The following is a 10,562-nucleotide window of genomic DNA, read 5'->3' as shown; positions in this document are numbered from 1 at the left end:
CCGCCACCAGAACCGATCCGCTTCCGATCCACTTCCGGGGTGACGGGAAGGGTGACGGACCGCCAAGGTGAATTTATCTTCACTTGACGAACTCGACGTTGCGCCTCATTCTTCCCGATGTGACGATCTGACCCAATCGCCCGCAGTGTCCCGTCTTGACGTCGCCTTCCCGATGGAGTGTTGATGACCGCCAGAGCGACCCCCTTGCTGTTCGTGCACGGCTACTGGCACGGCTCCTGGTGCTGGAGCGACGTCATCGCCCACGTGGCGGCGGGCGGCCACCCGGCTCTCGCGGTGGACCTGGCAGGCCATGGGCTCCGCGCCCGGCGGCCGGCGTGCCTCACCACGCGCCCGTTCGACCCGGCTGCCCTGGCCACGGAGGTCTCGCCGGTCGCCGACGTCGACCTCGACCAGGCNGCCGACCTGCCGGCCATGCTGTGGGCCACCACCGTGACCGGTGCCCCCTGCAGCCGACCTGCTGGTCTCACAGATCAGGCAGCTCGGGCAGGGGGCACCGGTCACGGTGGTGGCCCACAGCATGGCCGGCACGGTCCTGACGCGGGCCGCACAGCAGCACCCTGAGCTGATCGCTCACGCGGTGTACCTGACCGCGTTCATGCCGGCCTCGGACATTCCGGCCGTCGTCTACATCCAGAGCCCCGAGAACGCCGGTGAGCTCATCGGCCCCTGCCTTCAGGCCGATCCCGCCGCGATCGGAGCTCTGCGGTTCGACCTCGCGTCGGACGACGCCGCCTACCGTCAGCGGTTGCGGGACGCCTTCTTCGGAGACGCCGACCCAGCCGTCGCCGATGCCGCGATCGGGCTGCTGACCCCCGACGCCCCGGTCGGCATCGCCCTGGGCGTCACCGGCCTGACCCGCGAGGGCTGGGGCTCCGTTCCCCGCACCTACGTGACCTGCGCACGGGACATGGCCATTCGGCCGACTTTGCAGCAGAAGTTCATCGCGGACGCCGACACCGCCTTCCCGGACAACACGACCTCCGTCGTGGCGCTCGACGCCTCCCACTCACCGTTCCTGTCAATGCCCGGCCGGGTGGCGGACATCGTCACGAAACTGACCTGAGCGCGGGCGGGCTGCCTGTCGCCCGAGAGGCAGCCCACAGGCACGATCAAGCCCCCTGCCTGCGGAGAAACCGCGGGCAGGGGGCTTGATCGTGTCGCGTTGCTTCTTTTCTTGCCCTACTTCTTCTTGCCCTGGTTCTTGACCGCCTCGATCGCAGCCGCGGCCGCATCGGGGTCAAGGTAAGTACCACCCGGCTTGAGCGGCTTGAAGGACGCGTCCAGTTCGTACGCCAGCGGGATCCCCGTCGGGATGTTCAGCCCCGCGATGTCCGCGTCGGAGATGCCGTCGAGGTGCTTGACGAGGGCGCGGAGCGAATTGCCGTGGGCGGCGACGAGGACCGTGCGGCCCGCGAGGAGGTCGGGGACGATGCCGTCGTACCAGTACGGGAGCATGCGGACGACGACGTCCTTGAGGCACTCCGTGCGGGGGCGCAGCTCCGGCGGGATGGAGGCGTAGCGCGGGTCCGCGGACTGGGAGAACTCCGTGCCGTCCTCGAGCGCGGGCGGCGGGGTGTCGTAGGAACGGCGCCACAGCATGAACTGCTCCTCGCCGAACTCCGCGAGGGTCTGCGCCTTGTCCTTGCCCTGGAGGGCGCCGTAGTGGCGCTCGTTCAGGCGCCAGCTGCGGTGGACCGGGATCCAGTGGCGGTCCGCGGACTCGAGCGCGAGCTGCGCCGTGCGGATCGCGCGCTTCTGGAGGGACGTGTGGACCACGTCGGGGAGAAGGTCGGCGTCCTTCAGGAGCTCGCCACCGCGGACCGCCTCCTTCTCGCCCTTCTCGTTCAGGTTGACGTCCACCCAGCCGGTGAACAGGTTCTTCGCGTTCCACTCGCTCTCGCCGTGGCGGAGGAGGATCAGCTTGTACGGTGCGTCGGCCATGCCTCAGAGCGTAATCCACGCATTCGGGCCACGGTCGGGCGCCCGCCTCCCGGTCCGACAGTTGACGGCTTCTGTTAATTGAGTGGCTCACCAGAGAGCCCCCTTCGTAAGTTGTGAGTGGCGAATGAGCCACTTACACACCCGTCCGACCGTGGGGGATCCGCCATGTCACTCGCCGCCCTGAGACGCGCCGCCCGGGAAACCGTCTCCGGTCTGCCCCGCGAGTTCTGGTGGCTGTGGACCAGCACCCTCGTCAACCGGCTCGGCGCGTTCGTCTCGACCTTCATGGCGCTGTACCTGACTCTGGACCGCGGCTACTCCGCCACCTACGCCGGCCTGGTCGCCTCCCTGTACGGCCTCGGCGGGGTCGTCTCCTCCATCGGTTCCGGCGTGCTGACCGACCGGATCGGCCGCCGCCCCACCCTCCTCATCGCGCAGTCGTCGACCGCCGCGTCCGTGGCGCTGCTCGGCTTCATGCACGATCCCGTCGCCATCGCCGCCGTCGCGTGCCTCGTCGGCGCCGCGAGCAACGCGTCCCGCCCGGCGGTGCAGGCGATGATGGCCGACATCGTGCGCCCCGAGGACCGCGTCCGCGCGTTCTCCCTCAACTACTGGGCCATCAACCTCGGTTTCGCCATCTCCTCCATGGCCGCCGGCTTCATCGCCGAGGTCAGCTACCGCGCCGGGTTCCTGCTGGAGGCAGGGATGACGGCGGTCTGCGCGGTCGTCGTGTTCCTACGGCTGCCCGAGTCCCGGCCCACGGCCCCGGTCGGCACCGACAGCAGGGAACCCGCGGTCGGCCTGCGGACCGTCCTGCGCGACGGGCGGTTCATGAGCGTCGTAGGACTGTCCTTCCTCGTCGCCCTCGTCTTCCAGCAGGGCTCGGTGGGCCTCCCGGTCGCGATGGGCGAGGCCGGCTTCACCCCCGCCGACTACGGCACCGCGATCGCCGTCAACGGCTTCCTCATCGTCGCCCTCCAGATCCCGGTCACCCGACTCATCGAACACCGCGACGCCAAGCGCCTGTTGGTCGTCTCGTCCCTCCTCGCGGGCTACGGCTTCGGGCTCACCGCGTTCGCCGGCTCGGTCGGTGTCTTCGCCCTCACGGTGTGCGTGTGGACCCTCGGCGAGATGATCAACGCGCCGACCCAGACGGGCCTCGTGGTCCGCCTCTCCCCGCTCCAGGGGCGCGGCCGGTACCAGGGCATGTACACCCTCTCCTGGGCGGTCGCCGCGCTCGTCGCCCCGCTCATGTCCGGTTTCGTCATCGACCGGTTCGGCGCGGAGTGGCTGTGGGGGATGTGCGCGGTCGTGGGGACGGTGGCGGCGGTGGGCTACGGCGCCCTGATGCGACGGCTTCCGGCCACCGAGCCGACGGCTGCGGAGACACCGGTAGCGGCGAAGCCCGAGGTCAGCGCGGCCTAGCCGGAGGTCAGCGCATCAGCACACCACGGTGATCGAGAACGGCCTGTCGCTGTCCACCGCCGCGTTGCCGCCCGAGGACGGCGTCGCCGTACGGATGAAGAGGGTGTTCCCGTTCACCTGGCCGACGAGGATGGACGAGGACCCCGGGCCGGGGTCGCTCCCGCCGTTGGTGTTGACGGTGCCCAGGAGGGCGCAGCCGTTGAGGCCGTGGGTCGTGGTGATGTTGTAGCGGCCGATGCCGAACTTGTTGATGCCACGAATGCCCTGCCCGCCCAGGATGTGCCCGCTCGCGGAGACCTTGGCCCAGCCGGCGGTGGTCGCCGCCCGGTGGACCTGGTCCGGTTGGGCCGACGCCGCGACCGTGCCCCCGATGGTGAGTGCCGTCACCACGGCCCCCAGGGCCAGCTTCGTGGATCGGTTCATGGTTCTCTCCCTGCCGAAGAACGGATCGGTGCGGGTGGCCCACCCCGGGTACGGGCTCACCGGGGAGGACTCTCCTCCCTCCCCGAGCGCGCGCAGAAGGCTTCACGGCGACAGCCACTCGAACCGGTCAAGCCGTCCCACCTGCACGCATCACCGCCGTCCGACTCGGGCAGTACTCACCGAATCACCCCACGTCCCCACCACCGCTCACGGATGCATCCGATCACCGCTCACGGATGCATACGCGCCCCCTTCACCACCTTGTCCACCCCGTTCCGCGGCCCGTACACCGCGAGCCCCACCACATCCAGCTCGGCCGTGGCGACGGCCCGCACCGCCGCCCGGTTGTCCCGGTCGTTGCCGGTGGCGAAGAGGTCGGAGGTGAAGACGGCGCGCGGCAGGGCGCGGGACAGGACCCGCCCATGGGCCGCCACCAGGACCTCCTTCGTGGCCTCGAAGACCATCACCGGCTGCCGGAACATCGGCAGGTACGCCACCCCGTCCGCGTCCTCGTACGGCTCCCCGATCACCTCGGGAACCTGCGATCCCAGGCCGCTGACCAGGAAGGACGTGACGTTCAGCCGCTGCCAGGGCTCAAGGTCGTCCCGCAGCAGGACGGCGATCTTGGTGTCGAAGCGCACCGGTTCACTGTTCATACGTCGAGACTGCCGACCGCCCCACGGCCCCGTCTTGTACGTTCTTTGCATGGCCCCGCAGCAGGGCCCGGGCCAGCACGGCCCAGGCCGACCCCAGCAGGAGGTCTCCGCCTGGCGGCCCCGCATCCCCGGGGTCGTCGAGGTCTTCCACGCCCACTTCACCGAGTACGCGTACCCGATGCACGTGCACGACGCGTGGACGCTGCTGATCGTGGACGACGGAGCCGTACGGTACGACCTCGACCGGCACGAGCACGGCACCCCGCACGACACGGTCACGCTGCTGCCCCCGCACGTTCCGCACAACGGCTCCCCCGCCACCCCGCACGGCTTCCGCAAGCGCGTCCTCTATCTCGACGACACCCACCTCCCGGACGGTCTCATCGGTTCCGCCGTCGACCGGCCCGACCTCCGCGATCCCGAACTCCGGCTGCGCGTCGGCCAGTTGCACACCGCACTCGACCACCCCGGCGACGAACTGGAGGCCGAGAGCCGGCTGACCCTCATCGCCGAACGACTGCACGCCCATCTACGGCCGTCCGCGCCCGCCCCCGCCGAGGACCCCGTCCTCGCCCGCACCCTCCGCGAACTCCTCGACGAGCGCGTCACGGAGGGCATCGCCCTCGACGAGGCCGCCCGGCTCGTGCACGCCCATCCGGCCCATCTGGTACGGGCGTTCAGCGGCGCGTACGGCATCGCACCGCACCAGTACCTGATGTCCCGCCGCGTCGACCGCGCCCGCCGACTCCTCCTCGACGGCCGCCCGCCGGGCGAGGTGGCGACGGTGACCGGGTTCTACGACCAGTCCCATCTCACCCGGCATTTCCGGAAGTTGGTGGGGGTCACGCCGGGGCGATATTCACGCGACAGAGATCGACGGCGTGGCTAGGTTCCCCGCATGGACTGGCACGAGTGGCACGACTCCTACGACTCCCCCGATTCCTACCTCAGTCGGCGCCTGGCCACCATCCAGGACCGCCTCCGGCTCGCCCTCAACACCGCCCCGCTGGGCCCGCTCACCGCGATCAGCCTCTGCGCCGGACAGGGCCGGGACCTGATCGGCGTACTGGCCGAGCATCCGCGCGGGGCCGAAGTCCGGGCCCGGCTGGTCGAGTTGGACGAACGGAACGTCGCCCACGCGACCGAGGCCGCGCGGGCCGCCGGTCTCCCCGGGGTCGAAGTCGTCGCCGGGGACGCCTCGTCGACGGATCAGTACGCCGACCTCGCCCCCGCCGACCTCGTCCTCGCCTGCGGTGTCCTCGGCAACATCACCGACGCCGACGTGGAACGCCTCCTCGACCACTGCACCGCGTTGTGCCGGACGGGCGGCACGCTCGTGTGGACCCGCAGCCGCGACCTGGCCACCGACCTCGTCCCGCAGGTCTGCGCCTGGCTGGAGGAACGCGGCTTCGAGCGGCTCTGGGTCTCCGACCCCTCGGTCCCCCAGGCCGTCGGCGCCCACCGCTTCACCGGCGAGCAACGTCAACTCCCGCCCGGCACCCGCATGTTCGACTTCATCGGCTACGACGTCCTGCGGCGCACGTGAGTCACAGGTCCCGCCGCGCCTCGGAGAAGTCCCGCTGCGCCTCGTACAGGTTCCGCGGCCGTACGACCTCCGTCGTGCCGTAGAGCTCCAGCCGTGCGTGCAGGTCGCCGGTGAAGTCGGGGACGTCGATCTGGTCGAACTCGGTGACCGTGTTGAGGCCCACCGTGGCGCTGTACGGGGCAAGTCCGTCGATCTTCATCAGGCCCGCTCGGCCGTTGGTGACACGGATGTTCCAGTGGGTGAAGCGGGCGCCGAAGAGCGGGCCTGCGTTCACGTCGCCGCCGTGGCGGCCGTTGTTGTCGACGGTGATGTCGGTGCGGACGTTGGCGAAGGGCAGGCCGCGGTGGCTGTCGAAGGTGCCCATGCGCAGGTCGCCGCGCGACCAGACGTTGTACGAGGACAGGCCCTCGACGTTGATGCCGTGGAGCTGGGTGTTGGACGGGGCCGGGACCGTCCGTTCCTCGATGGTGAAGTCCTCGATGAGGTTGTCGTGCGAGCCCTCGCGGCAGAAGTAGGGATGGTGGGAGCCCCGGCCCGCCACCCGCGTACCACGCAGGGTGCACGCCGAGGCGGCCACCAGGCCGAAGCCGTTGTCGACATGACGGACCGTCACGTCGTCCACCCGGCAGTCGTAGGCACATTGGAGGACGACGCCGTTGTAGCCCTTGTCGAGGAGGTGGGGTTGCTGTGGGGTCTCGACCGCCTCCAGGGTGAGGCCTTCGACGCCCGAGCCCGTCAACTCCTCCACGTGCGTGGTGAATTGGGGGTTCCACTCGGGACGGAGGTCGAGGGGCAGCGGGCGCTCCAGCGTGACCTTCCGGCCGTGGACGTGCGCGATGCGGACGGGCCATTCGTAGGGGACGTACGACAGGAGCTTCGTCTTGTCGTCCCAGTAGTACGCCTCGGGGCCGGGGCCGCCGCCCGCCATGTGCTGGAGGAGGGTGTGGCCGGTGTCGTCGGCGATGCGGAGCAACACCAGGGTGCCGGGCCTGAGTTGGGAGGCGTCCGCCACCCGGACCGTCCACGCGCCCTGGCGGGCCGGCTCGACGGTCGTCAACTGCCGCCATTCGTCACGTCTGTTGCCGGTCCAGCCCTCGAAGGGCCAGGCCTTCGCCCGGATCGCGGCGACCAATGAGTCCCAACGGGCCGTCGGGGCGAGCCAGATGAGTCCGCCCGCCCAGGACCAGGACGACTTGTCGCCGCCGTAGCGGGAGCCGTAGACGCCGATGAGGTCCGTCAGATTCCGCGTCGCCCAGAGCTTCGTGCGGTCGCTGCCGGCGCCCCTGAGCAGCACGTTCGAGTGGCCGACGCGGATCACGTCGTCGATGCGGAAGGTGCCGGGCGGGAGGTGGACCGTGCCACCGCCGGCCCGACCGGCAGCGGCGATGGCACGGTTGATCGCGGGGGCGGAGTCGACGGCGGGGTCCGCCACGGCGCCGAACGCGCGGACGTCGAACGCCCGCGAGGGACGGGGGTGGCGTCGCGCGCCCGCCCCGCCGATGTACGGGATCTGCGGGTGGGTGAACGGGGTGCGGGTGAACTCCCGCCAGAGGGACGGGACTTGGCCGTGCCATCCGGGGCGCGGCAGGGGGACCGCCAGGGCCAGCGCGCTTCCGAGCAGGGTTCGTCTGCTGAGGCTGGTGAAACGGGTGCGGCTCATGTACGTACGTCCTCCCACGCGGCTCTTCATGGATGTGAACGACGTTCAGAAATGTGCTGGCGGTGAGCATGCCACGGGGCCGCAACGCTACGGAAGAGGTAAGACAGAGGTCAGTCGGTCGGCCGCTGGGTCAGATGCGTGAACGCATCGAGATTCCGCGTCGACTCGCCGCGCGCCACCCGCCACGCGTACTCCTTGCGGATCGCGGAGGAGAAGCCCAACTCCAGCAGCGTGTTGAAGCTGCCGTCGGCGGCCTCCAGGACCTGGCCGAGGAGGCGGTCGATCTCGGCCTCGGTGACGGCGGACAGCGGGAGGCGGCCGGAGACGTACACGTCACCGAGCTGATCGACGGCGTAACTCACGCCGTACAGCTTGAGGTTGCGCTCCAGGAGCCAGCGGTGGAAACCGGTCTCGTTCTCGTCGGGGTGGCGGATGACGAAGGCGTTGAGCGAGAGGGAGTGGCGGCCGACGCGGAGCGAGAGGGTCGTCGACAGCTTGCGGGTGCCGGGGAGTTGGACGACGAACGTGCCCGACTCGGGGCTCTCCCAGTCGAGTTCGGCGCCCTTGAGGAAACCCTCGATGACCTGCGCCGCCCGCTCCTGGTCCGCTGCTGCCTCACCCATGGTGCGAGCGTACGTGACGGCGGTGGGCCTGCGCCGCCGCCGCGTAGACGTCCGCCGTGGCGGCGGCCGCGGTGTCCCAGCCGAAGCACTGGGCGTGCCGGGCGGCGGCCTCGCCCATGCGGGGCGCGAGGTGCGGGTCGTCGGCGAGGGTGCGCAGCACGCGCGCGTAGGCGGCGGGGTCGTGGCCCTGGACGAGGAAGCCGGTCTCGCCGTCGCGCACCGCGACCGGGAGCCCGCCGACCGAGGCCGCGAGCACCGGCGTACCGGCCGCCTGCGCCTCTATGGCGACCAGCCCGAAGGACTCGTTGTACGACGGCATGACCAGCACGGACGCGGCCCGGAACCAGTCCGCGAGCTGCTCCTGCCCGACCGGCGGCCGGAACCGTACGACGTCCGCGATGCCCAGCCGCGCGGCCAGTTTCTGCAGGCCCTCGGGCTTGGCGAGGCCGCTGCCGCTCGGCCCGCCGACGACGGGGACGACGATGTTCGAGCGCAGCTCGGGCCGCTCGTCGAGCAGCACGGCGACCGCGCGCAGCAGCACGTCCGGGGCCTTCAGTGGCTGGATGCGGCCCGCGAAGAGCGGGATCAGGGCGTCCTGGGGCAGCCCGAGGCGGGCGCGGGCGGCCGCTCGCCCGTCGGCCGGGCGGAAGCGTTCGAGATTCACGCCCGGGTGGACCACGGCGACCTTGGCGGGGTCGGCCGCGTAGTGCCGTACGAGTTCGTCGGCCTCCTCCGCCGTGTTGGCGATGAGGCGGTCGGCGGCGGCGACGATCTGGGTCTCGCCGATGACGCGGGCGGCCGGTTCGGGGGTGTCGCCGTCGGCCAGGCTGGCGTTCTTGACCTTGGCCATCGTGTGCATCGCGTGCACGAGGGGGACGCCCCAGCGCTGGGCGGCGAGCCAGCCGACGTGGCCGGAGAGCCAGTAGTGCGAGTGCACGAGGTCGTAGTAGCCGGGGCGGTGACCGGCCCACGCCTGCATCACTCCGTGCGTGAACGCGCAGAGCTGGGCGGGGAGTTCCTCCTTGGCGAGGCCTTCGTACGGGCCCGCGTCGACGTGGCGGACGAGGACGCCGGGAGCCAGTTCGACGGTCGGGGGGAGGACGGCCGTGGTGGCGCGGGTGAAGATCTCGACCTCGATGTTGATCGCGGCGAGGCGCTGCGCGAGCTCCACGATGTAGACGTTCATGCCGCCGGCGTCGCCCGTGCCGGGCTGGTGCAGCGGGGAGGTGTGCACGGAGAGCATGGCGACACGGCGGGGTTTGCGGTGCAGCCGCAGCCGGGCGGACGTGGCCGGGGAAAGCCGGCCGAGCCTGCTGCCGTACTGGCTCACGTGGCGTTCCTCCTCGCTGCGGGCATGCCTGAGGGAGGGCGTGCGGTTCCCTCCAACGGGGTGCAACGTCAGGGGGTCGGATTCTCATTCCTGCGCATGAGGATTTTGCCGAGCCATTGCCGTGGGTCGCTCAACCGTTCGAGGGCGTGCTGCGTGAGACCGGCGACTGAACCGACATGACCATGACCGTCGCTTGACCCTGCGCAGGGCCACCCCCGACCACCCCTTCACCACCTCTTGACCTGCGCCGATACAACCTTTGACAGCGAGGTCACAAGGCTTGTAGACGTGTCGGGCGCTCGGACTCTACGACGTGGTCCCGGGCCCTTCGACCTAAGGACAAGCGTGTCCCTCTCCCCTCGTACCGCCAGGGCGGCCCGTGTCATAGGCACCTCGACCGCCGCGGCCGCGCTCTCCCTCGCCGCCGCCCACACCGCGCTCGCCTGCACCATCGGCGACTTCACCGCGGTCCCCCTCTGCGACGCCCACGACAACGGCGTCATCCGCGTCACGGACAAGGACGCGAGCGGGACGCCGGCCAAGATCACCCTGTACGTCCAGCTGAACATGCCGGGCGGAGAGCGGTGGGTCGACACCGAGACCATCGAGCACCCGACCGCCGACGGCGTCAGCGTCGACCTCAAGACCCTGGACTGGTACGCCGGTGAGACCTTCCGGGTCCACGTCAAGGCGGGCGACCAGGTCGACGACGACATCACGCCGATGGTGGTCGTCCCGGACGTGACGTGCGGCGCGTCCGCGTCCGCGTCCGCCTCGGCATCCGCATCCGCATCCGCATCCGCATCCGCACAGCCCTCGACGTCGGCGGAGCCGTCCTCCAGCCCCTCCACGTCGTTCCCGTCTCCCCTGGAGAGCAGCAGCCCCACGCCCGCGGGCGACGGGGCGCTGCTCACCGCGGGCGTGGGGCTGCTGCTCT

12 protein-coding genes are annotated in these 10,562 nt (G+C 70.6%); 6 read left to right on the top strand and 6 right to left on the bottom strand.

Annotation, left to right across the window (positions count from 1 at the left end; translation table 11 throughout):
* Positions 1–183 precede the first annotated feature (183 nt).
* Together JHN63_RS53445 and JHN63_RS45080 are read left to right on the top strand one after the other, a co-directional pair.
* On the top strand, positions 184–582 hold the full coding sequence (locus JHN63_RS53445) for an alpha/beta fold hydrolase (protein WP_234478656.1): 399 nt from the start codon (positions 184–186) through the stop codon (positions 580–582).
* Entirely contained in the window at positions 539–1,084 is a 546-nt protein-coding gene (locus JHN63_RS45080) for an alpha/beta fold hydrolase (protein WP_374223002.1), read from the top strand. Before JHN63_RS53445 ends, JHN63_RS45080 begins: the two co-directional genes overlap by 44 nt.
* Before the next feature lie 116 nt (positions 1,085–1,200).
* Here the strand turns inward: JHN63_RS45080 and JHN63_RS45075 are convergent, their stop codons facing one another.
* Positions 1,201–1,962, bottom strand: a complete 762-nt coding sequence (locus JHN63_RS45075) for a phosphoglyceromutase (protein WP_200690935.1) — start codon at positions 1,960–1,962, stop codon at positions 1,201–1,203.
* Between the two features lie 165 nt (positions 1,963–2,127).
* On the opposite strand from JHN63_RS45075, the gene JHN63_RS45070 reads away from it, so the two are divergent.
* A complete protein-coding gene (locus JHN63_RS45070) occupies positions 2,128–3,387 on the top strand; it encodes an MFS transporter (protein WP_200690934.1) in 1,260 nt (419 codons plus the stop codon).
* Positions 3,388–3,402: 15 nt separating this feature from the next.
* On the opposite strand, the gene JHN63_RS45065 is transcribed toward JHN63_RS45070, so the two are convergent.
* Together JHN63_RS45065 and JHN63_RS45060 are read right to left on the bottom strand one after the other, a co-directional pair.
* On the bottom strand, positions 3,403–3,810 hold the full coding sequence (locus tag JHN63_RS45065) for a hypothetical protein (protein ID WP_200690933.1): 408 nt from the start codon (positions 3,808–3,810) through the stop codon (positions 3,403–3,405).
* A 230-nt stretch (positions 3,811–4,040) separates the two neighbouring features.
* A complete protein-coding gene (locus tag JHN63_RS45060; RefSeq protein WP_200690932.1) occupies positions 4,041–4,517 on the bottom strand; it encodes a DUF2000 domain-containing protein in 477 nt (158 codons plus the stop codon).
* Here JHN63_RS45060 and JHN63_RS45055 point away from each other — a divergent pair.
* Together JHN63_RS45055 and JHN63_RS45050 are read left to right on the top strand one after the other, a co-directional pair.
* Positions 4,516–5,355: an AraC family transcriptional regulator gene (locus JHN63_RS45055; RefSeq protein WP_200690931.1), complete on the top strand. Its 840-nt coding sequence runs from the start codon at positions 4,516–4,518 to the stop codon at positions 5,353–5,355. The two genes, JHN63_RS45060 and JHN63_RS45055, sit on opposite strands and share 2 nt — an antisense overlap.
* Before the next feature lie 9 nt (positions 5,356–5,364).
* Positions 5,365–6,012: a methyltransferase domain-containing protein gene (locus tag JHN63_RS45050; RefSeq protein WP_200690930.1), complete on the top strand. Its 648-nt coding sequence runs from the start codon at positions 5,365–5,367 to the stop codon at positions 6,010–6,012.
* A gap of 1 nt (position 6,013) precedes the next feature.
* On the opposite strand, the gene JHN63_RS45045 is transcribed toward JHN63_RS45050, so the two are convergent.
* The 3 genes from JHN63_RS45045 to mshA all read right to left on the bottom strand — a co-directional run bounded on the left by JHN63_RS45045 (position 6,014) and on the right by mshA (position 9,625).
* A complete protein-coding gene (locus JHN63_RS45045; protein ID WP_200690929.1) occupies positions 6,014–7,672 on the bottom strand; it encodes a glycosyl hydrolase family 28-related protein in 1,659 nt (552 codons plus the stop codon).
* A gap of 110 nt (positions 7,673–7,782) precedes the next feature.
* Positions 7,783–8,295, bottom strand: coding sequence for a YbjN domain-containing protein (locus tag JHN63_RS45040; protein WP_200690928.1), 513 nt, complete (start codon positions 8,293–8,295; stop codon positions 7,783–7,785).
* Positions 8,288–9,625, bottom strand: coding sequence for a D-inositol-3-phosphate glycosyltransferase (gene mshA, locus JHN63_RS45035; protein WP_200690927.1), 1,338 nt, complete (start codon positions 9,623–9,625; stop codon positions 8,288–8,290). Before mshA ends, JHN63_RS45040 begins: the two co-directional genes overlap by 8 nt.
* 345 nt (positions 9,626–9,970) lie before the next feature.
* Between mshA and JHN63_RS45030 the strand changes: the two genes are divergently transcribed.
* The coding region (locus JHN63_RS45030) for a hypothetical protein (RefSeq protein ID WP_200690926.1) at positions 9,971–10,562 on the top strand (592 nt) is incomplete at its 3' end.

Source organism: Streptomyces sp. MBT65 (genome assembly GCF_016612545.1).
GTDB lineage: Bacteria > Actinomycetota > Actinomycetes > Streptomycetales > Streptomycetaceae > Streptomyces.
Note: the sequence above shows the minus strand (reverse complement) of the source record. Positions and strands in the feature narration are given on the sequence as shown.